This is a genomic window from Thiorhodovibrio winogradskyi (genome assembly GCF_036208045.1).
GTDB classification, from domain to species: Bacteria; Pseudomonadota; Gammaproteobacteria; order Chromatiales; family Chromatiaceae; genus Thiorhodovibrio; species Thiorhodovibrio winogradskyi.
This window is the reverse complement of the sequence record NZ_CP121472.1, coordinates 2,291,994-2,318,766: the sequence shown is the minus strand read 5'-3', so window position 1 is coordinate 2,318,766 and position 26,773 is coordinate 2,291,994. Positions and strand designations below refer to the sequence as shown.

General features: G+C 62.8%; 21 protein-coding genes. 7 read left to right on the top strand and 14 right to left on the bottom strand.

Going from position 1 to position 26,773, the window contains the following annotated elements; all coding sequences use genetic code 11:
• Positions 1-124 precede the first annotated feature (124 nt).
• From thiC to Thiowin_RS10265, 3 genes are all read left to right on the top strand, one after another.
• Positions 125-2,068, top strand: coding sequence for a phosphomethylpyrimidine synthase ThiC (thiC, locus tag Thiowin_RS10275; protein WP_328987638.1), 1,944 nt, complete (start codon positions 125-127; stop codon positions 2,066-2,068).
• 146 nt (positions 2,069-2,214) lie between these two features.
• Positions 2,215-3,606 carry a replicative DNA helicase gene (gene dnaB, locus Thiowin_RS10270; RefSeq protein WP_328987637.1) on the top strand — a complete coding sequence of 464 codons (1,392 nt, stop codon included), beginning with the start codon at positions 2,215-2,217 and terminating at the stop codon, positions 3,604-3,606.
• Positions 3,607-3,682: 76 nt separating this feature from the next.
• Complete coding sequence (locus Thiowin_RS10265; protein WP_328987636.1) at positions 3,683-8,266, top strand: DEAD/DEAH box helicase; 4,584 nt, start codon at positions 3,683-3,685, stop codon at positions 8,264-8,266.
• Here Thiowin_RS10265 and amt read toward each other — a convergent pair.
• On the bottom strand, positions 8,194-11,253 hold the full coding sequence (gene amt, locus Thiowin_RS10260; RefSeq protein WP_328987635.1) for an ammonium transporter: 3,060 nt from the start codon (positions 11,251-11,253) through the stop codon (positions 8,194-8,196). The two genes, Thiowin_RS10265 and amt, sit on opposite strands and share 73 nt — an antisense overlap.
• A gap of 136 nt (positions 11,254-11,389) precedes the next feature.
• On the opposite strand from amt, the gene Thiowin_RS10255 reads away from it, so the two are divergent.
• Positions 11,390-12,073 carry a thiopurine S-methyltransferase gene (locus Thiowin_RS10255; RefSeq protein ID WP_328987634.1) on the top strand — a complete coding sequence of 228 codons (684 nt, stop codon included), beginning with the start codon at positions 11,390-11,392 and terminating at the stop codon, positions 12,071-12,073.
• Between the two features lie 167 nt (positions 12,074-12,240).
• On the opposite strand, the gene Thiowin_RS10250 is transcribed toward Thiowin_RS10255, so the two are convergent.
• The 13 genes from Thiowin_RS10250 to Thiowin_RS10190 all read right to left on the bottom strand — a co-directional run bounded on the left by Thiowin_RS10250 (position 12,241) and on the right by Thiowin_RS10190 (position 24,619).
• Positions 12,241-12,984 (bottom strand): PEP-CTERM/exosortase system-associated acyltransferase, encoded by a 744-nt coding sequence (locus Thiowin_RS10250; protein ID WP_328987633.1) that lies wholly within the window; start codon positions 12,982-12,984, stop codon positions 12,241-12,243.
• A gap of 152 nt (positions 12,985-13,136) precedes the next feature.
• On the bottom strand, positions 13,137-14,015 hold the full coding sequence (locus Thiowin_RS10245; RefSeq protein WP_328987632.1) for a patatin-like phospholipase family protein: 879 nt from the start codon (positions 14,013-14,015) through the stop codon (positions 13,137-13,139).
• 126 nt (positions 14,016-14,141) lie between these two features.
• Positions 14,142-15,626, bottom strand: a complete 1,485-nt coding sequence (locus tag Thiowin_RS10240; RefSeq protein WP_328987631.1) for a hypothetical protein — start codon at positions 15,624-15,626, stop codon at positions 14,142-14,144.
• Positions 15,627-15,675: 49 nt separating this feature from the next.
• Positions 15,676-16,554, bottom strand: coding sequence for an outer membrane lipoprotein-sorting protein (locus Thiowin_RS10235; RefSeq protein WP_328987630.1), 879 nt, complete (start codon positions 16,552-16,554; stop codon positions 15,676-15,678).
• An 857-nt stretch (positions 16,555-17,411) separates the two neighbouring features.
• A complete protein-coding gene (locus Thiowin_RS10230; RefSeq protein WP_328987629.1) occupies positions 17,412-17,822 on the bottom strand; it encodes a hypothetical protein in 411 nt (136 codons plus the stop codon).
• Positions 17,823-18,178: 356 nt separating this feature from the next.
• Entirely contained in the window at positions 18,179-19,273 is a 1,095-nt protein-coding gene (locus Thiowin_RS10225) for a tetratricopeptide repeat protein (RefSeq protein ID WP_328987628.1), read from the bottom strand.
• A gap of 19 nt (positions 19,274-19,292) precedes the next feature.
• Entirely contained in the window at positions 19,293-20,021 is a 729-nt protein-coding gene (locus Thiowin_RS10220) for an energy transducer TonB (RefSeq protein ID WP_328987627.1), read from the bottom strand.
• 26 nt (positions 20,022-20,047) lie between these two features.
• A complete protein-coding gene (locus Thiowin_RS10215; RefSeq protein ID WP_328987626.1) occupies positions 20,048-20,449 on the bottom strand; it encodes an ExbD/TolR family protein in 402 nt (133 codons plus the stop codon).
• Positions 20,436-21,002, bottom strand: a complete 567-nt coding sequence (locus Thiowin_RS10210; RefSeq protein ID WP_328987625.1) for a MotA/TolQ/ExbB proton channel family protein — start codon at positions 21,000-21,002, stop codon at positions 20,436-20,438. The genes Thiowin_RS10215 and Thiowin_RS10210 overlap by 14 nt, the downstream gene beginning before the upstream one ends.
• Positions 20,999-22,396: a MotA/TolQ/ExbB proton channel family protein gene (locus Thiowin_RS10205; RefSeq protein ID WP_328987624.1), complete on the bottom strand. Its 1,398-nt coding sequence runs from the start codon at positions 22,394-22,396 to the stop codon at positions 20,999-21,001. Before Thiowin_RS10205 ends, Thiowin_RS10210 begins: the two co-directional genes overlap by 4 nt.
• Positions 22,397-22,404: 8 nt before the next feature.
• Positions 22,405-23,208 carry a DUF3450 domain-containing protein gene (locus Thiowin_RS10200; RefSeq protein ID WP_328987623.1) on the bottom strand — a complete coding sequence of 268 codons (804 nt, stop codon included), beginning with the start codon at positions 23,206-23,208 and terminating at the stop codon, positions 22,405-22,407.
• A gap of 75 nt (positions 23,209-23,283) precedes the next feature.
• Complete coding sequence (locus Thiowin_RS10195; RefSeq protein ID WP_328987622.1) at positions 23,284-24,153, bottom strand: hypothetical protein; 870 nt, start codon at positions 24,151-24,153, stop codon at positions 23,284-23,286.
• A gap of 112 nt (positions 24,154-24,265) precedes the next feature.
• On the bottom strand, positions 24,266-24,619 hold the full coding sequence (locus tag Thiowin_RS10190; protein WP_328987621.1) for a hypothetical protein: 354 nt from the start codon (positions 24,617-24,619) through the stop codon (positions 24,266-24,268).
• Between the two features lie 220 nt (positions 24,620-24,839).
• Between Thiowin_RS10190 and Thiowin_RS10185 the strand changes: the two genes are divergently transcribed.
• From Thiowin_RS10185 to Thiowin_RS10175, 3 genes are all read left to right on the top strand, one after another.
• The gene (locus tag Thiowin_RS10185; protein ID WP_328987620.1) at positions 24,840-25,085 is read left to right on the top strand and encodes a hypothetical protein; all 246 of its coding nucleotides are present in this window, start codon (positions 24,840-24,842) and stop codon (positions 25,083-25,085) included.
• A gap of 42 nt (positions 25,086-25,127) precedes the next feature.
• Entirely contained in the window at positions 25,128-25,778 is a 651-nt protein-coding gene (locus Thiowin_RS10180) for a GGDEF domain-containing protein (RefSeq protein WP_328987619.1), read from the top strand.
• Positions 25,779-26,242: 464 nt separating this feature from the next.
• Positions 26,243-26,380, top strand: coding sequence for a hypothetical protein (locus Thiowin_RS10175; protein ID WP_328987618.1), 138 nt, complete (start codon positions 26,243-26,245; stop codon positions 26,378-26,380).
• Positions 26,381-26,773: the final 393 nt, after the last annotated feature.

Here is a 26,773-nt window from a genome sequence, read left to right as displayed (position 1 = left end):
TGCACCAACCGGCGCATATCGGATGCCCTGTTTACGCTCCTGCCCGTGCGGCCTAGACTCCACACCGCCGCCGGGCCGAATACGTGCCCCGCGGCCTCGGCCTGATGATATGAGGACAGCCGCGATGAACGCCCCGCCCCCCCCGTTTGAGCAAGATTTCCAGCACGAATCCAGGCCCGATTTCGCCGCCGCCAATTTAAGGGCAGAGGGCGCGCGCCTGTCCGCCGAGGTCATTGGACCTTTTCCCGCCTCGCGCAAGCTGTGGGTGCGGGGATCCCGCCCAGATCTGCGGGTGCCCATGCGCGAGATCACCCTAACGCCCACCCAGACTAATCAGGGAGCGGAAGACAATCCGCCTATCCTGGTCTATGACACCTCTGGTCCTTACACCGACCCGGATGCGACCATCGACCTGCTGCGTGGTCTACCCGATGTCCGCGGCCCATGGATTGCCGAGCGCGGCGACACCGAACAGCTCCAAGGCCCCAGTTCCTCCTTCGGTCAGCGGCGCCTGCAAGACCCCAAACTCGATCACCTGCGATTCGAACACCGCCTCGCGCCACGCCGTGCCAAGCCGGGTCGCAATGTCACCCAGATGCACTACGCGCGAGCCGGCATCATCACGCCGGAGATGGAATTTGTCGCCATCCGCGAGAACCTGAAACTCGACGAAATGCGCGCCGACCCGCGCTTCGAGAAGCTCTTGCACCAGCATCGCGGCGAGGCCTTCGGTGCCAAGTTGCCCGCGACCATCACGCCCGAGTTCGTCCGCTCGGAGGTCGCCCGCGGGCGCGCCATCATCCCGGCCAACATCAATCACCCGGAGCTGGAGCCCATGATCATCGGGCGCAACTTCCGGGTGAAGATCAACACCAACATCGGCAACTCCGCCTTAAGCTCTAGCATCGCCGAGGAAGTGGAGAAAATGGTCTGGTCCGCGCGCTGGGGCGGCGACACCCTGATGGATCTCTCCACCGGCAAGAACATCCACGAGACGCGCGAGTGGATTCTGCGCAATGCCCCAGTGCCCATCGGCACAGTGCCCATCTATCAGGCGCTGGAGAAAGTCGAGGGCCGCCCGGAAGAACTGACCTGGGAGCTGTTCCGCGACACCCTGATCGAACAGGCTGAGCAGGGCGTGGACTACTTCACCATCCATGCCGGGGTGCTGCTGCGCTATATCCCGTTGACGGCGGATCGCCTCACCGGCATCGTCTCGCGCGGTGGTTCCATCCTCGCGAAGTGGTGCCTGGCGCATCACCAGGAGAATTTCCTTTACACCAATTTTCGCGAGATTTGCGACATCATGGCGGCCTATGATGTCGCCTTCAGCCTCGGTGACGGGCTGCGCCCCGGCAGTCTGGCAGACGCCAACGACCGCGCCCAGTTCGCCGAGTTGGAAACCCTGGGCGAGCTGACAACAATCGCCTGGGAGCAGGATGTCCAGGTGATGATCGAGGGCCCTGGCCATGTGCCCCTGCAGATGGTGCGCGAGAATGTCACCAAGGAATTGAGCGATTGTTTTGAAGCCCCTTTTTACACGCTAGGCCCCATCATCACCGATATCGCGCCAGCATACGACCACATCACTTCCGCCATTGGTGCGGCCAACATCGGCTGGTATGGCACCGCCATGCTCTGCTACGTCACTCCCAAGGAGCACCTCGGTCTGCCGGACAAACAGGACGTGCGCGACGGCATCATCGCCTACCGCATCGCTGCCCATGGCGCTGACCTGGCCAAGGGTCTGCCCGGCGCCCAGTTGCAAGACAACGCCATGAGCAAGGCCCGCTTCGAGTTCCGCTGGGAGGATCAGTTCAACCTGGCACTCGACCCCGAGCGAGCGCGCGAATTTCATGATCAAACCCTGCCGCATGATTCGCACAAGGTGGCGCATTTCTGCTCCATGTGCGGCCCCCAGTTCTGTTCGATGAAAATCACCCAGGACGTTCGAGAATACGCCAAGGCCCATGCTCTCAGTGATGAAACGCGCGCTCTGGAGACGGGACTTGAAGAAAAAGCCGCGGAATTTCGCGATACAGGCGGTGAAATCTACAAACCGGTTTAATGTCCTGCGGGGCGCATTCATTCGCCCCGCATGGATTCATCCCTTCACCCCCAAAAGAGACAGTCATCTTTCTCCGTCACGGTTTTAATGGGCAAATGAATTCGCCCCTCCAGCCGACGCGCTCAAACGCTCACAGGACACCACTTTTGGACCCAAGCACTCCAGCCGAACTCGCCGACACCCGCGTCCCTCCGCACAATATCAACGCAGAGCAATCCCTACTCGGCGCCCTGATGCTCGAAAACAGCACCTGGGAGCAAATCGCCGATAAGGTCTGCGAGGAAGACTTCTACCGCCAGGAGCATCGCCTGGTGTTTCGCGGCATTGCCATTCTGGCCGAGGAAAACCATCCCTTCGACGTGGTGACCCTTGCCGAAACGCTGGATAAGCGCAAACTGCTCGAGGACATCGGCGGCCTGCCCTATCTCGCCGAGATCGACCGCAACACCGCATCGGCCGCCAATGCCGTGCATTACGCGCGCATCGTGCGCTTCAACTCGGTGCTACGCCAGCTCGCCCGCGCCGGGGTGGAGATCGCCGACCTAGCCTTCGCCACCGAGGGGCGCAGCGAATCCGAGATTCTTGACCTGGCCGAGGCCAAGGTCTTTCAGATTGCCGAGCAGCTCAGTCGCGGCGGCGGTGGTTTCCAGCCGATCCGCAATCTGCTGGTTAACGCGATGGACAAGATCGACGAGCTTTACCATCGCGAGGAGCCCATCACCGGCGTCCCGACCGGCTTTACCGACTTTGATATGAAGACCTCCGGCCTGCAAGCCGGGGATCTGGTGATCGTGGCCGGACGGCCGTCAATGGGAAAGACCAGTTTCGCCATGAATATGGCTGAAAACGTCGCCATTAAAACCGGCAAGGGCGTGGCCATCTTCAGCATGGAAATGCCCGGCGACTCGCTCGCCATGCGCATGATGTCCTCGCTCGGGCAGATCGACCAGCACCGGGTGCGCACCGGCAAACTCGGCGACGATGACTGGCCGCGCCTGACCTCGGCGGTCAGCATGCTATCGCAAGTGTCCATGTACATAGACGACACCGGGGGACTCTCGCCGACCGAGGTGCGCGCCCGAGTGCGGCGGCTGCAACGTGAACTCAAGCGCGAGGAAAAAGAACTCGGCATGATTGTCATCGACTACCTGCAGCTGATGCAGGCGCCAATGGCTGGCGAGAACCGCGCGACCGAGATTTCCTTGATTTCACGCTCGCTGAAGTCCCTGGCCAAAGAACTCAGCGTGCCCGTGGTCGCCCTGTCACAGCTCAACCGCAGCTTGGAGAGCCGTCCAAACAAACGGCCAGTCATGTCGGACCTGCGCGAATCCGGAGCCATCGAGCAGGACGCGGATCTCATCGCCTTCATCTACCGCGACGAGGTCTACAATGAAGACAGCGCCGACAAAGGCATCGCCGAGATCATTATCGCCAAGCAGCGTAACGGGCCCATCGGCACGGTCAAGCTCGCCTTCCTCGGGCAGTTCACGCGCTTCGATAACCTGGCGGCGGACTACTACAACGATGGCAGCTTTTGACGCTGAATCACCTGGGGAATGATCTCGCCCAAGATGTTCGCATGCTGTCCTTGGGCAGCATATGAGAAACACCTCAATGAGCGCCCATGCCGCTTTCAGCCCCGCCACCCGCGCCTGGTTCGAGGCCAATTTTAGTCAAGCCACGCCCGTGCAGCAGCAGGGCTGGCCGGCCATCGCGGCCGGTCAGCATGCGCTCCTGGTGGCGCCGACCGGCAGCGGCAAGACGCTGGCGGCTTTTCTCTCCGGCATTGATGCCTGCCTGAGGCTGCCCGCCGATGCACCCGCTGGCGTGCGGGTGCTCTACATCTCCCCGCTCAAGGCACTGGTCCATGATGTCGAGCGCAATCTGCGCGCACCCTTGGCCGGCATCGCGCATCAGGCCGAAGGCTTGGCCGAGGCCGTGCGCCCGATCCAGATCGCCATGCGCACCGGCGACACGCCCCAGCGCGAGCGCCATCGCCAGGCCAAATCACCAGCGGAAATTCTGGTCACCACGCCCGAGTCGCTGTTTTTGCTGCTCGGCTCCCAGGCGCGCGAGACCCTGCGGTGGGTGCACACCCTGATTATCGACGAAATCCATGCCCTGGCCCCGACCAAGCGCGGCGCCCATCTGGCGCTGTCGTTGGAGCGCCTGGCCGCGCTGTGCGAGCAGGACCCGCAGCGCATCGGACTCTCGGCCACGGTTAATCCGCTCGCCGAGGTGGCGCGCTTTCTCGGCGGCCGGCGCGCGGTCGAGCTGGTCGATTGCTCGGCGCCGCCCCGGCTCGATCTGCAAGTGCGGGTACCGGTGCCGGACATGGAGCAGGCCGCCGCTGCCCAAGCCAAGCCCGCTGGCGCCAAAGCCGGCGGTCCCATCCTGGCCGAGCTTTACACGCGCGAGCTGGCCAGCCCCAAGCCCGCCGAGCGCGGTATCTGGCCGGTCATCTACCCGGCGCTGCTCGCTAGCATCCAGCGCAACCGGGCCACGCTGATCTTTGTCAATAGTCGCGGCCTGTGCGAGCGCCTGACGCAGCGTCTGAATGAGCTGGCCGGCGAGGAACTGGTGCAATCTCATCACGGCAGCGTCTCGCACCAGAAGCGCGCCGAGATCGAGGAGCGGCTGAAGCTTGGGCAGTTGCGCGGCATCGTCGCCACCAGCTCACTGGAGCTGGGCATCGACATGGGCAGCATCGACCGGGTGCTGCTGGTCGAGTCACCCGGCTCGGTCGCGCGTGGTCTGCAACGGGTCGGGCGCGCCGGGCATCAGGTGGGCGAAGTCAGCGTCGGGCGCATTTTCCCCAAGTTTCGTGGCGACCTGCTCGAAGCCACGGTGATCGCCCAGCGCATGCGCGCGGGCCAGATCGAGCCACTGAGCGTGCCACGCAATGCGCTCGACGTGCTGGCACAGCAGATCGTGGCCATCTGCTGCGACCAACCGCGAACCAGCACGGCGCTGCTGCAACTGGTCAGTGCCGCCTATCCCTACCAAAGCCTGAGCATGTCACTGCTGCAACCTGTGCTGGAGATGCTGAGCGGTCATTATCCGGCGCAAGATTTCGCCGAGCTGCGCCCCTTGCTGGCTTGGGATCGCGCCAGCGACAGCCTGCGCCCGCGACGCGGCGCCGCCCTGCTCGCACGCCTGAATGCCGGCACCATTCCGGATCGCGGCCAGTATCCGGTCATGCTCGCGAGCACCAATGGGGCTTCGAGTGGGCCATCTGGCCAAGCAACGCTCGGGCGCCTGGGCGAGCTGGACGAGGAAATGGTGTTCGAGACCCGCGTGGGCGATAACATCCTGCTCGGCGCCAGCACCTGGCGCGTGGAAGACATCACTCGCGACCGGGTGCTGGTCTCGCCCGCGCCAGGGGAGCCAGGCAAGCTGCCCTTCTGGCGCGGCGACGGGCCCGGTCGGCCCATCGAGCTGGGTCGCGCGCTCGGCGCCATGGTGCGCGAACTCGGCGCCATGACCGAAGAGGCCGCGCACAACTGGTTGCGCGATCAAGCCGGGCTCGATACCCATGCCGCGCACAACCTGATCGACTACATCGCCGAGCAGCGCGCCCACACCGCCACCCTGCCGACAGATCGCGCCATCACCATCGAGCGCTTTCGCGATGAACTGGGCGACTGGCGCCTGTGCATCCTCTCGCCCTGGGGGGCGCGCGTGCATGCGCCCTGGGCCATGGCCATCCAACAGCGCCTGTCGAGCCAGAGCGGCTTTAACGTCCAGGTGATGTACACCGATGATGGCATTGTGCTGCGCTTTGCCGACATTGATGAGCTGCCAGGGCTGGACCTGCTGCTGCCCGACCCCGATGAACTCGAGGACTTGGTCACCGCCCAACTGGCCCATACCGCGCTCTTCGCCAGCCTGTTCCGGGAGAACGCCGCGCGCGCCCTGCTGCTGCCGCGCCGCCGCGCCGGGGGCCGCTCGCCGCTGTGGGCACAGCGGCTGAAAGCCCAGCATCTGCTCGCCGCCGTGCGCCGCTTTCCGTCCTTCCCCATGGTACTGGAGACCTATCGCCAGGCGCTCAATGACATTTTCGATCTCGGCGCGCTGGCGCGACTGCTGGGCGACATCGGCGCGCGCCGGGTGCGGGTGCATGAAGTCGAAACCCACTCGGCCTCGCCCTTCGCGCGCTCCCTGGTGTTCGCCTATGTAGCTGCCTACATCTACGAGCAGGACGCGCCCCTGGCTGAACGCCGCGCTCAGGCCCTGACCCTCGACCGCCAGCTGCTTGCCGAGCTGCTCGGCCAGGCCGAACTGCGCGAACTGATCGACCCGGCGGTGATCGCCGAGGTTGAAGCCCAGCTCCAATACCTGCAGCCCGAGCGCCAGGCGCGCGATGCCGACGAGTTGCACGATCTGCTGCGCCGCCTGGGCGATTTAACCGAAGACGAGCTGCAAGCGCGCGCGGCCCTGCCAACCCCAGAGGGGCAAGCCGATACGCTGCTCGCGGGACTGGACCAACTGCGCCGCGAGCGCCGCGCGGTGGCGATTCGGCTCGCCGGGGAAAGCCGCTGGATTGCCGCCGAGGATGCCGGCCTCTATCGCGACGCCCTCGGCTGCCTGCCACCGCCGGGTCTGCCGGCCGCCTATCTGGAAGCGCCACCAAGGCCGCTGGAAAGCCTGTTGCAACGCTACGCGCGCACCCATGGTCCTTTCCTCACCGCCGAGCCGGCCGCACGTTTGGCTTTGCGCCCGGCGCAGATCGAGCCAGCGCTGCGCCTGCTTGCCGAGGCGGGCACCCTGGTACAGGGGGAGATCCGCCCCGGCGGCAGCGCACCCGAATGGTGCGATGCCGAGGTGCTGCGACGGCTCAAGCGCGGCACCCTGGCGCGGCTGCGCGATCAGGTCGCGCCAGTGGAGAGCGCCGCGCTAGCGCGTTTTCTGCTCGACTGGCATGGCATTGGCTCCAAGCGCGGCGGTCTGCCGCGGCTGTTGGAGATCATCGGCCAACTCCAGGGGTTGGAACTGCCCTGGTCGGCCTGGCAAGGCGACATACTGCCCCGGCGCATGCAGGGCTTCAATGCCGAGATGCTCGACCTGCTGGCCGCGACTGGACAGGTGGTCTGGGTTGGTCGCGGCGCGCTCGGCAGTCGCGACGGGCGCGTTGCCCTCTACCTACGCGAACAGGCGCCTGAACTCCTCCCGCCAGCCGAGGAACCCGAAGCGCTTGAACCCGCGCAACAGGCCATTCTCGAGCATCTGAAAACACGCGGCGCCTCCTTTCTGTTCGAGCTGGAAAGCGCTGTTCGACGCACTCTCCCGGCGCTTGGCACCCAGGACTTTCGTGACGCCCTGTGGGATCTGGTCTGGGCCGGCCACATCAGCAACGATACTTTCGCCCCGCTGCGCGCGCTTGGCTCGCGCGCCCCCAAAGCGATACGAGGCCGTGTCGGCGGCAGCAGCACCCTGGCTGGCGGACGCTGGACCCTGGTCGCCAGCCTGTGTGACGCCAAGATCAGCCCAACCGAGCGAACGCTGGCCCACACTCAACAGCTGCTAGAACGCCATGGACTGGTCAGTCGCGAAATGGCAACGGCCGACACCAGCGCTGGACAGCGTCCCGGAACCATCCCGGGCAGTTTCAGCCCGATCTACCGCATCCTCCGCGACATGGAAGCCGCCGGACAAGTGCGACGCGGCTACTTTATTGAAGGCCTGTCCGGCGCCCAGTTCGCGCGCGCGGCCGTGGTCGAGCGCCTGCGCCAGACGCTGCATGATGACGATAGCCTGCTCAGTGGCAAGGCCCCGCCCTCCATCATCGCGCTGCCTGCCATCGACCCAGCCAATCCCTGGGGCAATCTGTTGTCCTGGCCAGACACCAGCAACCCGGCAGCGGCCCGCCCCAAGCGCAGCGCTGGCGCCTGGCTACTGCTGCATCTTGGCCACCCAGTGCTTTACCTGGCGCCAGGCGGGCGCAGTCTGCTGACCTTTCCCGAGCCCTTGCGCGACCCCGGCATCCAGCAGGCCGCTTTCCAAGCCCTGCGGCAACTCCCCAGAAGTGGCCAGCGGCGCTCGCTGACCATCGAGAAGATTGACGGCATTGCCGCCGAGCGCACGCCCTGGCGCGAAGCCCTCCAACAATGCGGCTTTGAGTTCGACTACCGGGGCTTCTGCGCGAAGGCGGCCAAGTCGGCGGCTGGCAGCGGTGGGGCGGCGATAAATCCCTGGTAGCTGTCACAGCCCTCGGTGCGCAGAAACGCGAGCTGTTCCGCGCGCTCGACGCCTTCGGCCAGGGTATCGAGGCGCAGGCTGCGCGCGAGCGAGATGATGGCCGAGCAGATGGCGGCATCCTCGCCATTGATGTCGCACTCCCCGACAAAGGAACGATCAAGCTTGATGACGTCGACCGGAAAGCGTTTGAGATAGCTGAGCGAGGAATAGCCGGTGCCGAAATCGTCGATGGCAATGGCAATCCCCATGGTTTTGAGTTGGCGGAGCACATCAATGCACATCTGGTTATTCGAGGCCAGCACGGTTTCGGTGATTTCCAGCTCCAGGCTGCTTGCCGGGAGCCCCTCGTCGTGCAGAATGCCGGCAACAAGGTCGGCAAAATTTGGCTTCAGAAATTGTTTGCCCGACACATTCACCGCCACGCGCGGAATTGCCAACCCCTGAGCTTGCCACTGGGCCTGCTGCCGACAAGCAGCACGCAGAACCCATTCGCCCACGGTCACGATCAAACCGCTTTCTTCAAGAATGGGAATAAACACACTGGGTTGGATCAAACCTTCGCGCCCATGCTGCCAGCGCAGCAGCGCCTCGGTGCCAATGAGGGTGCCACTGGTGATATCGAACTGGGGCTGATAGAAGAGCACGAATTCCCCATGCGCCAGCGCATCGCGCAGACTGTTTTCGCGATCGAGACGCTCGGCGTGCTCGCGCGCAAGTGCGGGAGTAAAGAACTGAAAATTATTCCGCCCGGCGTCCTTGGCCTCGTAAAGCGCCAGATCTGCGTTACGGATCAGAAGATCAGCGGCCTCCCCGGCCTCGGGAGACAGCGCGATGCCAATGCTGGATGGCGCATGCACTGCCTTGTTGTCAAGCCGATGCGGCTCGGCAAGGCGGGCGATGAACTCGCCGCCCTTGTTGCGCACATCCTCCGCCCCCCCCACACCGAGCAGCGCGACCACGAATTCATCTCCGCCCCAGCGTGAGACAAGATCCTCCTTGCGGGTGATTTCGCGCAGACGCTCGGCGACACTGCGCAGAAGTTGATCCCCTACATCGTGCCCAAGACTGTCATTGACCTGCTTGAAGCGGTCTAGATCCAGAAACAACACCGCTACTCGTTCCGATGGATCCGTCAGCAGAAAATAATCAAGCTGCTGGCGGAAATGACTGCGATTGGCCAGTCCGGTCAGAATGTCGTAATGCGCCAGTTGATGCAGCCGTTGCTGCACTTCGCGTTGGCGGGTAATGTCGCGGATGTGGAAGTTGTATTCGAGCCTGGGACCGCCGCGCACCCGGGTGATGCTCAGCTCGGCCGGAAAGCTCTCGTGCGAAACCCGGGTTAGCACCAACTGAATGCGTCGGTCGAGCAGAAAACGCCCTTCGCCACTAAAACCAGCCTTTAGTGCCACCTTAAAGGCTTCTCGCTGATCAGCGGGAATGGCGATCTCGCTCAGTTGGCGGCCCAGGGCCATGCGCCGCGAGCAGCCGAAAGTACGCTCCGCGGCTGGATTGAATTCGACCACCTGGCCGCGACCGTCAATGGTGATGATGCAGTCGAGCACCGCGTCAAGAATGGCGCTCTTGCGGGTTTCGCTCGCCGTTAGATCGTGTAGAAGCTGCTCGCGGCGATGGATTTCGTCGTTCACCCTGGCGAGCACGTGGTTATATTGACGCGCGATCTGGCCAACCTCTGTGTGGGGCTCGCAACTGACAGGATGAGAAAAATCCCCGCGCCGGCGTTGTTGCTCCATCTCCCCGAGCAGGTCGAGAATTTCGGTGCTGGCGCCATGCTCGGCGACATTGAGCCCCATCCGTTCCTCCTCCAGCGTGACGCGCAGCGGGTAAAGGCGGCTGATCAGCCAAAGCGCCGCCAGGCTGACCAGAAAGCTGTAGGCACCGATACTCAGGACGCCAAGCGCCTGCACGCCGAGTTGCGCAAGCCGACCGCCGGTCGCGCCGAAGCTATCGGCCGGGGCCAGGAGCGCCACCGCCAGGGTACCCCAGACGCCGGCAAACAAATGCGCCGGAATGGCGCCCACGGCGTCATCGATGCGCCGACGCTCGAGCCAGCTCGAACCCCAGGCGGCCAGCAGACCGGCCACCAGCCCGATCAGGGCCGCGAAGGCCGGTGTCTGCAGATGACAGGAGGCGGTGATGCCAACCAGACCGGCAATCACACCGTTTTGCAGGTCCAGCACCACTGGATAACCGCGCCTGGCGTAGCTATGGGCCAGGCCACCGATACCCCCGGCGGCACCGGATACAAAGGTATTGAAGAGCACCAGAGGTACATCGGCATTGAGCGCGAAGGTACTGCCGCCATTGAAGCCAAACCAGCCAAACCACAGCAAAATCACACCCAGGGAGGCGAGCGGCAGATTGCCACCGGCAATGGCGCGGATGCCATGCTCGCTAAAACGGCCGGTACGCGGGCCGAGCAACAACACCGCGACCAGGGCGGTCCAGCCGCCAACCGAATGCACCACAGTGGAGCCGGCAAAGTCGATGAAACCAAGCTGGGCAAGCCAGCCGCTCGCCTCGCCGCTGGCGGCACCACCCCAGGCCCAGTGCCCGGTGACCGGGTAGATAAAGGCCGAGAGCATGATGGCGGTGAGTCCATAGGCCAGGAAGCGCATGCGTTCCGCCACCGCGCCGGCGACAATGGTGGCCGCGGTACTGCAGAACATCGCCTGGAAGAAGAAAAAGCTCATCAGCCAGGGCGAGTCCGCGCCGTCAAACAGGAAGCCGTCGCTGCCGACCAACCCCGATAGACTGGTGCCGAACATTAGCGCATAGCCAAACAACCAATAGACCAATGCCGACAAACACAGGTCCATTAGATTCTTGACCGCGACATTGATGCTGTTTTTGGCCCGCACCAAACCGGATTCCAGGCACAGAAAACCGCCCTGCATCAGAAAAACCAGAAAGGCGCAGAGCAAGATCCAAGCGATATCCAAAGCCGCGAAATGGGGTTCTGCGCTCATCTTTTTTGCGGATTAATCATCATAAGGTGTCAATTATTGCCATGGCTGCAGCACACTTGACTGGTAGAAATTGCCGCCGCCATATCCCCCATTGTTTAAGCTATGGCGCACATCACGGTAACAGGAGCCCCCAGAGATGACCCCGGAATTTTGGCATGCCCGCTGGGAGCGTGGCGAGATCGGCTGGCATGAGCCAGAGATTAACACCCATTTGCGCGAGTTTTGGCCGCGGCTAAACCTCTCGCCTGGAACGACCGCGCTGGTCCCTCTATGCGGCAAGACGCTCGACCTGCTATGGCTGGTGGGCGAGGGCTACAGGGTCATTGGCATCGAGTTGAGCAAGCGAGCCTTGCAGGAGTTCTTTGACGAGCACGGACTCAGCCCCAAGATCACTGAGCTTGGGCCTTTTCAGCGCTGGTCGGCTGATGAATTGACCCTCTTGTGTGGCGATTTTTTTGCTTTGCGCCGGTCGCATCTGACCAGCGTTGCAAGGTCGGCGGTCACGGCGGTCTACGATCGCGCCGCGCTCATCGCCATGCCGCCTGAGTTGCGACCGGATTATATCCGGCATTTGGCTAACCTCTTAGCCCCCGCACCGGGAGCACGGCTTGATGGACTGCTGGTCACCATCGAGTACCTGCAACAAGAGATGCGTGGCCCGCCTTTTTCGGTGCCAGCAACGCAGGTGCGGGAGTTGTGCGATGGCCTGCTGACCACCGAAGAGTTGGCCGACTACGACATCATTGCCGAATCGCCGCAGTTCCAGCGCCGTGGTCTGAGCGCGCTGCGCGAGCAAGTATGGCGACTCGCCATGGTTTGATCGGCGGCCACGGCTTGGTCGCGCAGCGCTCCTATCAGAATCGCTGGCGCTTAGTCGAACCTCTGCACTTAATCCACCCTGGCTGCCCAGCACTGCTCCTTCATCAGGTCTCGACTTAGCCACCATCAAACCTTGGAATGTGGACAAATACATTCGCCCCAGCAGCCTTAACGCTCCGCTAACTCCACTCCCAAATCCTCCGCGATGGCGTCGAGCAGGGCGCGCAGGGGTGAGCCCAGGTGTTGGAACAGCATGGCGCGGGAGAGGTAGAAAGGGGCACGCTGGCCGCGGAATTCAATCGCCTGGCCAACCTGGTTGAAGAAGATGCCACCAAAGTGCAGATGGCGGGCAAGGCGTGGTTCCATCATGGCGTATACGGCATTCAAGCCTTGGGACAGGCCGACCGTGGCGGCGGCCAGGTAGAGCCCCAGGGCGATGTGGGGAAAACGACGGCGCTCGGTCTGTGACCATTGAAAGACATCCGGGCCGCCATCAGGCGTGTCGCGCTCTCCAGGGCGTCGGCGGAAACGCTCGGTGAGCGCGAGACGGGAGATTTCACCATAGGTGCCCTTGGGGATCTTTAAGGGACTTTGCTCGGAGTCGAACAGCTGGCGGTCGTAGTGCGCGAGCAGAGGCAGGCAGGGCTCTGGGCTCGTTGGCTGGGTGGTGACCAGGCGCACGGTGCCGGCGTCTGTCCCGGAAGGTCGATGCACAAGGATGCAATGCAGGGAGGCATCGTCGAACTCATCTTTTTCCAGACCGTTGGGGAAATTCGCTGGATCCTCCCAGCCGAGTTCACTGCAGTACACCTGGTAGCGCAGTGCATAGGCACGCTGGCGCAGTTCCTCGGTGGTGGCGAACAGAATCTGAAAGTACTCGCGGTAGGGCGTGACTAGGTCGGTATCGGACATTCAAGCCCCCTATGGATGATGCTTGTCGCGGAAGAGGTCTTTTGCGCCGGGCGGTGAGCGCTTATCCGCTTGATAATTGAGCCTGTTGGCAGTTTAACCAATCTTTTCCGCAAATGGCGCGAAATCTTCGCCTGAGCCTTGCAGGCGCGAGATTACTCGCAGCCCGTCAAGACTGGCAATGGCTCCAATGACTTGGGTGCTGGAGGCAGGACGCTGGTGTTGGCATGCCAGTTGGTCATTTTTGTTGGCAGCACGGCCAAGGTGGTGCTGTAGCCGATGTCGAACAAGCCGAGTTTTTCAGTCGGCGACAGGCGGAATTCAAGCGGAGAAATGTGGCCTGTGTCAATGACCACGGTGGTGGACCAGAAGGAGTCTTGCACATATTCGCGCGAGATGGTGGTCATGAAGGCGCGAATCAACAGCTGGAGATAGTCTGGCAGGGACACCCAGCGCCTGCCCTCGTGCTGTCCGACGCGCTCGGCGGCGCGCAGGCGAAAGCAGCAGCAGGGGGTGCCGTCGCGCGCCCAGTCGCAGCGCAGGGCGTCCTCGGAGAGGATGCAGCCATCGACCATCAGGTGCTTTTCGTACTCTTTGTAGGCAAAGAGCAGCGGGATACCCATGGAGTAGCGGATTGCGCGGGCGACGGGGAGATTGGGGCTGTGGTGGCGGTCGAAGACCACGGGCGCGCCGTTGCGCACATCGGTGGCGACCACATGCAGGTCGATGGTGAGATCCTGGAAGCATTTGCCATCAAGCTTGTCATTCATCCAGGTCTCGAAATGGTCACCAGAGGACAACCCACCGCGAAAGACAAGTTGGTAGAGATTGAATTCGCGGAACTGACGAAAGTCGACATCCAGCGCCAGTTGTTTCATGGCCGCGGGGCTCCAGCCAGCGGCACGCAGACCGGCGACAATGCTGCCGCCAGAGACGCCGACGATGTGGTCGAAGCCAATGTTGAGTTCATCGAGCGCCTTGAGCACGCCGACATGCGCGGGCAAGCGGGTACCGCCTCCAGCGAGGATGGGCACGATTCGGCCTGGTACGTCAGATGGCGGGCTGGCAGCTTTGGTTGGCATGACAGAGGTAACTTAACGCGTCCTGGGGCGCGGGGCAACTTGGGTCTGTTGGTGAGATGGCTGGGCTGAATTTGGCCGTTAGTAACTCATCCTCCAGCCGACGGCAAGGTTGGTATTGTCGGAGAAAAAGCCGCCGAAGGTGCCATCTTCGCCCTCAAAATAGTGGAGTCCGCCGTAAAATTCCTGGGAGCGACCGCCAAGCCAGACGATTTCTGGATTAAAATACAGGTTTTGGTGATTGAGATCAGCGGCCATGCGCAGGCGGGTGCTCCAGCGGCCCTGAGTCCATTCGGCCTCGACCTGTCCGCTCAGGCTAACGATATCGACTTCATCGAGGACCTTGGGCGGATTAAGCAGATGGTGGCCCGTGAGTTGCAGGTTAATGCGGGTATCGGCATCTCCGGGGTAAAACTCGATACCTGCAACCCAATCGATGCCCCTGACAGTTTCCATCCGCAGATCCTCGGTGGTGACAGGCACGTCGCTCAGCCAAGCAGCTTCCACGCGTGCAGTCGCGCCCCCCACCACCAGGCCAAGATCGCCACCCACGACATTGGTATAGGGGTGCTGGCCTTCGAAGGTGTGGTGGCCCGGCTCACCCATGGCCACGGCGACCTCCGGGCTGGCGCCAGCGAGCAGGGCCGCGCGCACACTGGGGTCGAGTTGAAAGTAAGGCAGCGAAAGACGCGTGCGCTGCGCGGTGAGTGCGTAATCCAATCCACTGAGGCTCTGACTAAAGCGCAGGCCCCCGCCGGCGCCGCCGGAGTGGGCATTATCGCCGACGCTGCCCACGCCCAGCAGCGCTTTCAGCATCGGGTCAGATGGCATGCCCAACACCATGCCACGTTCCTGATCAATCGGATACCAAACGCTGTCCTGATCGGGCAACTCGGCGGCACGGAATTCGGGAATCAGAATCACATCAAGCTTGGTCGTATCAGTAAATTCTTCCCAGCGTAACATGGGGACCGCGCGGCGGCGCTCGCCAATCTCATCGAGAATGAAACGGGAAATATCCTGTACCGACAGCCGATCAGTGGGCGCCACCTCGTCAACCCGGCCCCAGGGCACTGTCTGAGCTCCAAGCGTTACGCGACGCTCCATATCGCGATAGCGAACAAAGGAGTCGCCATAGTCCAGGCGCGTGTCTTGTACATGGCGCGCGCCGGTTTGCAGACTGCCATCCACACGCAGGGCCGCCGCCCATTCCCAGGTGTCATCCGGGCGCCAACTGGCCGATGCCTTGGTTTGCCCATAGCCAGTGCCGGCGGCCTGGCTGCTGGAGCGAGTGAAGGCGGCGGTTTCCAACCACAGACGATCCAGCCCGAGCGCGAAATCGCTGCTGTCCGCCGTGGCCGGCTCTGGTGATGGCTCGGTCGAAAGCCCCGTTGCTGGCCCTGTTGCTGGCCCTGTTGCTGGCTGGGTTGCTGGCCCGGCATCCTCTTGCTCGAAGGTGGGGTCGAGGAGGATGACATCCCCCTCCTCCACCGCCACGGACGGACCACTGCCGAGCGCCACGGCTAGCCCTGCCAAAAGCGCGATGCGCCGCATCCTTTGGTTCACGATTCAGCCTCCCGTTGGCTTGAAGATAGGAGCGATTGCAGGCGGAACCTCAGGGCCTGGAGGCCGATTCGAGGTTAGGGTCTTCAAGCGCGCGTTTGGTGAAGAGCGAGGCTGGCAGGTTGCGGTCGTACTTGGTGACCTCATTACTCAGACGGGTCTCGTGGTTTTGCTCGAGGTCCATCATCATGCTTGCGGTGACCGTCCAGTAGCCCTGGATGCGTTGCAGGCGCTGCACTGTCAGGCGCTTGAAAGGCTTGCTTGCACCGGGCTTGAAGTAATCGACGCGCATCGGCACAAGGGCCTCGGGATGAATCCAACTGATCCGTTTGCCGTAAACGGAATTGGACGGGCTGACAGGGACGCTTTCCACCACTTCTGCCTGCACGCCCTGAACGGCCTCGGTGCGCAACCAGGTATGGCGGTCGAGTGAGACCTTGCGATCACGCAGGTCTTCATAAAAGAAGTCCGAGCCGACAAAGCGCCCGCCCTTGCGATCCGCCGAGATACGACGCGAGTTCTTGAGTTCCGGCAGATAAACCCATTGTTCGGTGTCGCCCCCGGCACCATCGATGGTGAGCAGGCCAGTATCGGCGATGTCGGGCGGATCGGTAAAACGGATCAGGGTCGAGACTTGACCACTCCCCTTGTCAAGCCGATACACAATGAGTCCGCGCGTGCGTGGCGAGCCGCCGCGGTCCCTCAGCACCATGGTACCTCGCGTGGTCATATCGCGGCCATCCGGGCGGTTGTAGACCCGCTCGGCCAAGGCGCGCCCGCGCGCCTCATCCGCCTTTAGGGTCAAGGGCGCTAAGAGCGGCACAAGAGCGAGGCACAACAACCAGACCAGCAGGCGCGTTGCGCGCCGGTCAGTGACAACAGCGCGGTGCGCGCGCGGTTGTGCAGAAACGCGGATAGCTGTTACAGACATGGACAAGTTCCTCCCAAAGATGACCTTAACTGGCGCTTTTAGACTCAAACCGGTAGACAGCGATTCGGTGGACAGCGGAGAACCGGGCATTGGAGCCAAAGCTCACCCGGTCGACGAGAAACCCAGGCAGCCAAAGCTGGCCGTCATTTGATAAACCGCTTAAGTATTGCCTTATAAGGCTATGTCAAAGAATGGATTTTGTCTAGTACTACCGTGATAATCAGCAGTTCGACCAGAGGCCTAGGCCAGTGGTCTCCGCTATCGGTAGCGGGCAGAAGCCTTGATCGGCGGCGTGGGAAGTCAGTGAACTTCAGAGTCGCTCGCCATGTCCGCAGGTTCCGATTCCTTGTCCATTTCGGCGTCTGGCTCCTCGGGAGCAAACAACTCTGGTGCCACTGGCATGGTCGTGAGGTTCGGTTCAAACTGGGTCGGTGGCAACAAACCCGGCTGAGAGGAGTAAACCCAAAACAAGGTCGCCAGGGTTGAGATCACCGCGATAGCGCCCGACAACCACAACTGCACCAAAAAAGCATCGCGTGCACGGAATCGATATCCACACTCCCGACAACGGAGCCAACGCACAAACAAGCCATCGCCCAACTGCCGATCCTGCTCAGGATTCAGCACCCGTGATGGGCGCACGTTATTGGACTCGCACTTTGGACAGCGCGCTGTCCGCAGAAAGCGCGGAACCCATCTCAAGGGTAGAGATTCCATGTGAAGGATTATGCCCCTGGTTTCATGACATTCGGCTAGCATAATCCGCCAAATTCAATAACCGCAAGAAAAGTTCCGGCTCTTCGGCATAAGCGTGTCACTCGATACCTGCCCGGTGTGGTCGCGATCAACACCAACAGTCAGTGGTTCGCAGTCATTGAGGTTTCTTTAAGACCCGGCCACCCTCCAGCTCGGTCATGGCAGCGCGGCAGGCTGGCGTTCAGGCCCAGGGGGTAGGCTTGCCGATGCCAGAAGCAAAGCAACAAAATAATTGCAGCAATTCCAAATTTGGGAGTTTCATCTAGTGAAGAAGCGGCTCCCAGCCGTTTCATGACGCGCCAAGATGGCGCATCTACTGATAAGCGGTCCAATAATCGGGCGCTAGATGACAAAGTTTGAATTGATGAAATATTTTTTTGCGAATAGTTCGCGTTTATATAATATGCCATTTTGCGACTGTCACGACGCTTGACCCAGTTCCATCTGTTTTTTTGCACATTGCCACGGGAGCCTGAGCGATGCCAACCCTGTCCACCGCCCGCCATCAACATCCAAAATTCGCCGGGATGAATGGACTCCCGCGCACACCTCATGGCCCAGATTTGCGTTCACCGGTGGAGCGCGCCTCGCGCGGGTCTGCCGGGAGCCACCAGGCTCCCTCCCCGACAGGCCCATTCCAGCGCGGAACCAGTTCACAGACTGCGCGCAAGACTCTGCTCTTGGCTATGGGATGCCTTTCTGTCCGGACCGCCCTCGCGGCGCAGCCGGCGCTGGGCCTTGTTGCGGGAGTTCTCATGTGAAGGAGGATTCTACCTAATTTGGTCGCGGCAGCCACCGCCATCGCCGCACGGAAACCAACCAAGCCGAGATCTATAGTCACTCCGCCGTGTGAGCCCTTTGTTGTTGACTAAAGGTCTTTATCACGACTCATTCGCATTTTTAGCATCTTCCCAACCCGGACAAGCATGGCCGCGCAGGCCTTATAGGTGTCCATGGTGTGCGTCCACTGACCTTGCTGGTAATGGCAATAGGCCAAGTCCGCGAGCAACTCCGGGTCGGGTCGCGCCTGGTCGGCGACAAGCGCGCTCAATTCCGCTGCCGCCTTGTCCCAGGCACGGGCTTGCAGCCAGGCGGCGGCGAGACGTTCGCGGGTGGCGTCCTTCGTCTCCCGGTGAGCATCGTCCAGTGTCTGTTCCAGCAGCTCGGCGGCCTTGGTGGGCGCATCAAGGTGCCGGTAGAGTTCAATCAAGCGATCGCGCGCGCGCGGTGTATCAAGCAGGCCCAGACGTTCCATCGCCTGGAGGGTCGCGGCGGCCGCGCGCGTCTCGCCGAGTTGCAATCGCAGCCGGGCCAGCTCCCGCCAATAGAGGCGCTCGGCGGGATACCAAGCCAGCGCCTGGCGGGCCAAGGCCTTGGCCGGCTCCGGGCGCCCCGCCTGGCGATAGAGCGCCAACAAGTGATTGATGTCATCCCGTGTGGGTTGGGATCCGTCCGTCAGCCGCCGTTCCGCCGTTTCGATAGCCTCTTCATGGGCGCCAACCCGACTTTGCGCCCGCCCAAGGTAGAGGGCCGCCTGGGGATACTCGGCCGGATCGAGATCGCGCAGTTGCTCTATGGCCCGGCGTGGCCGGTCTTGCCCGAGGTAGAGCTGGCCGACCTGGTAGTTAAGATCCCGCTGCTCCTTGGTGGTTAGTACCTGGGAGTCAAGCGCCTGCTCGAAGGCTTCTATGGCGAGCTCCGGCTGATCGCCCTTGAGGTAGGCGTGAGCGAGAAACCGCTTCAGCGTGGCCTGCTCATAACGACTCAGGTTGTCGCGCTCAAGCAGGCGCAGCAGGGCTTGAACGGCCACCGCGGGCTGGTTCTGGTCGAGCTGTTCGAGAACCTGTTGCAAGGGCGCCTTGAGCGCGCTGCCGATCACCGGCGCGGCCTGGGCGCTGACTGCCAGCACGGGCAAGGCAATGACCAGTAGCCACCTCTGGCTGAAACCTTGGGATTTGGTCATGGTGCGACCTCGCTGCTCATCAACCATCATTGCGTAGACTAAAGCGGATGTTTTGCGTCACGCCAGGGAAATCAGCCGGTTGGGGCTTAAAGCGCCAGCGCTCGATGGCCGCCAGTGCCGCGCGTTCGAAGACTCCCGGCGGCTGGGCCGCAACCACTTGCGGATTGCGCACGCGCCCCGCGCGGGTGACCGTGAACTTCACCGTCACCGAGCCTTCGATCCGCCGGCGTTTGGCGTTGGCGGGGTATCTCGGTCGCGGCGCGAAGGTCGCGCGCCGGTCGAATTTGGCCGGTGCGGAGGGTTTTGGCGCGGCGGCTTTGGCATTGGCGGTCAGCTGGCTCGCGACCCGAGGCTGGCTGACGGACGGCTGTCGGGCCGCAGGTTGCGCTCGCGGCTCGGACCTCTGCTGGGGTTTTGCCTTCGGCTTGGGCTTGGGCGGCTGTTCCACCGCTGGCAGATCCAAGGGTCGCGGATCCAAGGGCAGTTCCAGCCTCTCTGGTAGGGGTTCTGGCTGCGGTGGTTCGGGCGGCGCCGGCGGCTCAGGCTCGGTTCGCGGTGGCGCCGGCGCTTCGACCATGGGCTGCTCTTGGGCCTTGGTCGTCGCCGCCTCGATCAGATAGACGACGCTCGGTGCCGGCGGCTCCTGATCCCTATTATTGCCACGCGCGCTTATCAGGGTCTGCATGAGCCACACCAGGGTCAGGATAACCGCCAAGGCCAGCAGCAAGGCCCCGAGCGTTCGCAGCATCTGACGCATTGATGATAAGGCTGGCGCTAGGGGCTCTCGGCCGCCACCGCCACCCGGTCAATGCCGGCCAGGCGAATGCGATCAAGCACCTTGACCAACAACCCGGTATCGACCGAGGCATCGGCCTGGATCACCGCGCCGCCCTGGGGGTACTCGGCACGCAATTTTTCCACCAGCGGCCGCACCGCCGCCAGCTCGACCTGCCGGCGGTCGATCCAGATCCGCTGTTGCGCGTCAATGCCGACAAAGAGAGTCAAGGTATCGCGCTCCACGGCGGTGGCCGCCACCGGACGGGCGAACTCGACCCCGCTTTCCTTCACGAAAGTGGCGGTGACAATGAAAAAGATCAGCATGATGAACACCACATCGAGCATGGGTGTCAAGTCAATGGCGCTCTCTTCCTGCTCCCGGTGTCTAGGGCGTCGCATTGGGGTTGTCCGTTAAGGCCAGTTGATTGTCAATCCGGCGCAGCCGGCGTTTGATCCAGCTCTCCAGCAGCGCCGCCGCGTAGAGGCCTGACAGGGCCATCACCATGCCCGCCATGGTGGGAATGGTCGCGCGCGAAATCCCCGCAGCCAGGGCGCGCGGGTTGGCGGCGCCGGTCAGCGCCAGCACATCGAAGACTTCCAGCATGCCGGTGACGGTGCCGAGCAGGCCCAGCAAGGGTGCCAGGGCGATCAGGGTCTTGATCAAATGAAAATGGCGCCATGCGTGCTGGCGCAGTGCGCTGATCAGCCCTTGGCGCACGCGCCGCGCATGCCAACTGTGGTGCTCGACGCGCGCACGCCATTGGCGTTCGATCTGGCGCAGGCCATGCTTTTGTCCAAAAGCCAGGTACAGCAGGTGCTCGAACACCAGAAACCAAAGGAGCAGGCCGGCGCCCAACACCAGCACCAACACCGGTCCGCCCAATTCGAGAAAGCCATGCAGGTCGCCGAGACCGAGCAGTTGTAGCTGTAGCTGTTCGAGAACCGCTTTCATGATCCGCTCGTTGTGCCTCCCTCCAGGCGCCTCGCCACCAGGGCGACGGCTTGTTGTTCCAGGATGTCCTCGATCCGCGCGCGACTGCCGTTGGCGACGCTGTGCAACAGCAGCAGCGGGATGGCGGTGATCAAGCCTAGCACTGTGGTGACCAGCGCCTGGGAGATGCCGCCCGCCATCAGTTTGGGATCGCCGGCGCCATAGAGGCTGATGGCCTGGAAGGTCAGAATCATCCCCACCACGGTGCCGAGCAAACCCATCAGCGGGGCGATGGCGGCGAGCAATTTCAGCAGCGGCAGGCCACGATTGAGCCGCGGCGTCTCCTCCAGGATAGCTTGGTCGAGCCGGTGCTCCATTAGCTCCAGATCGCGGCCGGGCTGAATGTCCTGCAGCGCGAGCAGCACCCGCCCGAGCGGATTGTTGGGCTTAAGCGATTCAGGCGCCTGCAATTGGCGTCGCACCCGTGCGAGCGTCAGACGCAGTTGCACAATACGCAGCAACGCCAGCAGCGCGCCCACCGCCGCCAGCCCGAGGATCAGATAACCGACTAGGCCACCCTGGCGCAAACGCTCTATCAGGTCCGGCGTCTGCACCAGCAAGCCAAGGACGGCCCCGCGCGAGGGATCGATGGCGCCGGTGACGGCTTGACCGGGTTTTGCCTCCTCGACGCCCCGGGCTGCCTGGCGATAGCGGCGACCGGGCTGGCGCCCCAGTTGCTGCAAGGCATTGTCTTCGAACCGATAATCGAGATAGTGACCGTCATGCAGTGTGACGAAGGGACCGATGCGTGTTACCTCCAGCGCCGCTTGACCACCGGCTGCCTGGATTACCGGGGCGATGAAGGTGCTGATCTCGCCCTGGGCCTTGAGGGCCTCCAGCAGGGTGACCAGCAGGCCGTTGAGTTGCTCGGGTTCCAGCAAGCCTTCATCCTCGGCGATTCGCGTGAGACCCTCAGTGCGTCCCGGCTGCTCGATATTGATCAGAGAATCCCGCAACTGGCGCTCGAACTCGGCGGCCTGCTGGCGCGCCACCTCGAACAGACCCGCGTAGGGACCAAGCCGGTCGGTGAGCGCCTGGCGCGCCCGCGCGACCTCCTCCGCTAGGGCTTGCCGGCGTGCTTCCAGAGCATCGACGGCATGTTGCCGTGCGTCCACCGCATCCTTGAGCGGTCGGTACCTCGCCTCGATAGCGCGCCATTGCTGCTCGAACTCAGCCTCGCGCTCGGCTTGGCGTTGACGCGCCGCCGCTTGCGCCTGCCTGGCCTGTTCGATCACCTGGTCAAGCACGGGCATCTGATCAAGCGCGGGCGAGGCGGAAGCAGGCGCGAGCGGGATGGCCAGGGTCAGCACAAGCGCCAGGCTAGCTGGGCGGAACAGCGGGAGCACAGGCAACATGGCGCCTCCTATTTGCGCAGCGGCGCCAGCACCAAATCGGGCGGCAACTGCTTGCGGGCGATGCGAATGGCGCGGCGCACCTCGCGGTTGAGCGCCGGCTCCAGCGGCTGCCAGCGACCCGATTCCCGATCCCACCAAGCGCCACGCTGGCCATCCAGATGCTGGTAGACCAGCGCCACCCGACCGTAACGCAGGTAGCTCACCCAAGGCTGCTCGCCGTCGTCGGACTGGTCGGACTGGTCGGACTGGTCGGTCAATTGGCCATCATAGGACTCGATGGTGCGCCCGTATTCCAACTCCTGCTGATAGGCGAACAGAATCTGGCGCAACCGCTCGGCCGGGCTCGTCTCGGGCTGTTCGAGCAGTCGAGCAAGCCGCGCGACCCGCTTGAGCCGGTCTTCGCGCTGAAACGGCAGATCGGCGCGAATGAAGGCATCGAGCGCCTCCACCAGTTGCTGCAGAAAGGCATCGAGATCCGCATCCGGTGGAACCCGAGGCAACTGTTGTCGCAGCGTCTGAAGCGTCTCGACCTGGCCTCGGAGTTCCGCCTCCAGCGCTGCCTCGCGCCGGGTCAGTTGTGCCTGGCGCGCCAGCAGCGCCCAGTACTCATCCGTCATGCGGCGAGTTTCGTTATCCAGCCGATTGATGGTCTGTTGCGAGGCAATTTCCTCATTGAGCGCATCGAGTTCAACGGTCTGAAGCCTCTCTGCCGCCCCTGTCTCGGCGCTGACCGACGGTCCAGTCAACAACCAGAGTAATAGCGGGAGACCGCCGGCAAGATGGTGGATCGACAGCTTTGACGGATACAACATGGAGTCCCTAAATACGGCAAATAAACACAAAGGAAGTTGTTATAGCATAACAGTTCATATTCCTCAGTGCCGTAACTAGTGAACGCCATCGCGTTCTACCACCCAGGCGGAATCCAGTCCCTCGGGATCCAGGCTGATGGCCACATCCCGCCCGCGCAGCCAACGCCTACCGCCGTGAGACTGGGCGTGCGCGAGCTGCAGGTTTCGCGTCACGAGCACGCCCGCATTGCCCATCGCGCACCAAATCGCCTGGTACTGGTCGGTGCAGATATCGAGTAGACCCGCGACCAGACTGGGGTCCACGGCGATGGCCTCCCCCATGGCCCGCGGACGGTTGGGGTCGAGCGCGAGCATGCCGCTTAGTTCCGCCAGATCGGCGACGCTCGCGTCCTGCGTGCCGGCGGCGCCCGTCTGGGCGAGCAGGCTCCACACCGGATGCGCGCCAGCATCACGCAGCGGCTGGCAGCCGGTGTTGGGCGCCATATCCAGCCAGATGCGCGGCCCGCCACCGTAAGCCTTCAGCAGGGCCGCATGGGCGAAAGCAAAGCCTGGTGTCGGCCGTCGCGGGACGAGCTTTAGCAGGGTCTCCCCTGCCGCGTCCTCGATGCTAAGCGTCTGCCCGCCTGGCACCCCCCACAGCCACATCCATTGCCGGGGTAGCCAGTACAAGGAGCCGCCATCGCCAATCGTCGCGCGCGCGGCACCATTTGGCGCGAGGCGTAACGGCACCGGCGCCGGCATCGCCAGCCTGAGCGCCGTGTTGCCCACCTCCATCCACAGCGGCCCTAGGCAGCCAAGATCGGCCAGCAAGGCGCTGGCACGCGCCCAGCGTTGGGAGTCGAAGGAAGGGGACAAGTCAATCTGGGGCGGGGCTGGTGCGGTCACCGATTGCCCAACGCGGGTGCCGATTGATCCCCCGAAGGCGCCATAGGGTCGTGCGAACATGCTGTGAGCCTCTCTGATCATGTCCATGGAATGAAAGAGATTGAAGGAGAATGAAGGCCTATCGACTGAAAGCCGTTGGGATGAAAGCAAATTGACCGGGGCGCTCCTTGCCTCAACCTGGCTGGCAACCACCCGAACCCGCCAGCCAGAACCAATGGCGTACCAGGCCGCGATAGGCGCAATGGCAGCGCGGATCGCGGCACACCTCGGGATGCCAGGCAAGACTCGCGAAGCAGGCGCCCAACTGTTCGGCCAGTTGGCGAGAAGGGGCGCGCAGATAGCCTTGAAGCAAGGTCGCGGCTCTTTGTCTTAGCGAATCGGCGGTTTGCGCGCGCGTGACATCCTCTAGCCAGAGGGCGTCTACCGCCGTGCTGGGGTCGGGCGCTTCCCGATCTTGCGCCGGCGTTGCGGCCAGGGCGTGCGTGGAAAAGGGATTGGCGGTGGTTTTCGGATCATCAGCGGGCATGGCGAAATCTCCTGTGATCAAGGATCAATGCAGCGCAACCGACTGGCGTCAAGCCCATGGCGGACGGGGCGTGGGGGACGGGGCGTGGCGACAGCCGCAATCAGCCAACAAAATAGTTCTTGCGAATGATTCGTGTTTAGGTTACTGTGCCAGTTCGCGTCTGTCAAGCCGTCTAGCCGAAAATTTCACCTTGTTTTAAACCACCACGGGAGTCCAAGCGATGCCAACCCTGCTGACCATGCCCACCACCAACCGCAAGCACTCAAGATGCCCCAGGATCAATCAACTCCCGCGCGCGCCTCATGGCCCGCGCTTGCGCTCACCAGCGATTCGCGGGCGGCACGGCCATTCCATGCTCACCTCGGTCGTGATTGTCGGGCTGGTACTGGCCGGCTTGCTGTGGTTGCCACCGGCAGAATCCCTTTCCAGGCAATGGCCCGTGATCACCCCAGGCGTGCATCGCTGAGCTTCAACAACCACGCCCGTCGCTCGTTCGCCTAGAATTGCGATGCAACTGCGTCTGATAAACCGCGAACGCCTGGCAGTGTTCGTCATTCTGCTGCTCGGCTACGCCGCCTTCGGGCCGCTGCTGTTCGGCTTGAATGTCGTGCATCTCGAATTTCTGGGCATCTTCACCCTGCTGAACCTGGTCGCCATCCATGCCTTGCTGCCCTTTTTCATGCCTTGGATGGCCGAACGCGACATCCGCGAGATTCAATCCGTGTTGACCGGGCTCAAGCAGGGCAATTTTCGCGTGCCAATCAAGATCGCGCCCGAGCCCCACGACCCGGATGACGAGAACGAGCTGAACCGCCTCAAACGGGACATTGAGCGCATGCGCGCCGGCATCCGCACGCGCGAGGAAATGGTTTATCGTCAGTCCGAGCGCATTCTCGCCCTGAATGAATCCATGCGCCGCGAAGCCATCACAGACCGCCTGACCGGACTCTACAACTCGCGCTATTTCTGGGAGCGCATGGATGCCAGCCTGGCCTACTCCCGGCGCCATGGCGCCGCCTTCGCCGTGGTCATCCTGGACATCGACTTCTTCAAAGAAGGGGCCGAGGCCCAGTTCCAGCCAGGAGATCCTCAGACGCGCCGACGAGGCGCTTTATTGGGTCAAGCGCAACGGCCGCGACGCGGTGATGGCCTGGGATGACCTGAACCTGGCGAGGAGATCCTTGATGACCGGTCAGAAAGCCAAGCCAAAACACAAGTCAGCAAAGCCGTCCCATTCGCTCACCAAGGCCACCTCGGGAGTGACCCCGAACAGTCATCAGACTTTCCTGGAGAGAAGTGCACCGCATGAAACACAGTAATAACCGCAGACGGCCTTATGACGCCAAGTCCAGCAGCCATCAGGCACCCCCACCCCAGTCCGCGCAACCAGCATGCAGGCTGCGGGAGCGGCTGTGTGCCTGGCTGTGGGACGCCTTTCTGTCCGGACCGCCTTCGCGGCGCAGCCGGCGCTGGACCTTGTTGAGGGAACTATCCTGTCACAAACACGACTGCGTCATTCAATCGCGGCAAAGGCTGTCAATGTCCAGATCGCGGAAGCGGCGAGTGGCGAGGCGGCGCTCGCCTCCTTGCAATCGCTGATGCCAGATCTGGCGCTGCTGGACGATGTCCAGAGCCGCCAGCGTTCTCGACAATCTCAACGCCTTGCATGAACTGGGCGTGGCCATCGCGCTGGACGATTTCCGCACCGGCTATTCGTTGCTTGGGAATCTCATCTCAGGCGCTTTCCGCTCGATACGCTGAAAATTGACCGCTCCTTCGTCCAGGAACTCGGCCAGGGCGGCAATGGCGATGCGGTGGTGCGCGCCATCATCGCCCTGGCCGTGGGCTGTCAACCGCACCAAGGATACCTTTATGCCCGACCACTGGAATTCGAGATTTTCGCGCGAGATTGGATTGTGGAGGACGGCGCACCCAGAAAACCCGTGCCGACACCAGTCGCACGACTCCAGCCGTATTGATGCGCGCTTGCGAGATGACCCGGCAGTTTAGGATCCGAGCATGGTCCTGGCTTCCTCTTTTTCATGATCAGTGTTCAGCACTCTCTTCCCGGCCGCCTGCGGCTGCCCATTGCAACCCTGGGGCAAAATCCGCTGATGGGTGAACAACTCAGTGCCCATTTGATGTCGCTTTGAC